General features: G+C 51.6%; 1 protein-coding gene. It reads left to right on the top strand.

Annotated features, from left to right (window positions below; genetic code table 11):
- The coding region (locus tag NLF92_RS12940) for a Na+/H+ antiporter NhaC family protein (RefSeq protein WP_284700440.1) at positions 1 to 273 on the top strand (273 nt) is incomplete at both ends.

The raw sequence follows: 273 nt of genomic DNA, 5'->3' as shown, positions 1-273 counted from the left end.
AAACCCCAGTATCTTCCTTGCGGTGGGATTAATTTTGTGTGCGGTAATGTCGGTAGCTACAGGCACATCGTGGGGTACGGTGGGCACTATGGGTGTAGTGCTGATGGGTATTGGCGCTGCCATGAATATACCACTCCCCATTGTGGCAGGCATGGTGGTATGTGGTGCGACGTTTGGCGATAAAATGTCCCCGGTGTCTGATACCACCAACCTCGCATCCATGAGCGCGGGTACCAACCTGTATCGACATATATACGACATGCTGTTAACTAC

The sequence above is a fragment of the Opacimonas viscosa genome (assembly GCF_024199005.1).
Lineage (GTDB): Bacteria > Pseudomonadota > Gammaproteobacteria > Enterobacterales > Alteromonadaceae > Opacimonas > Opacimonas viscosa.
This window is presented reverse-complemented; position numbering and strand designations above follow the sequence as displayed.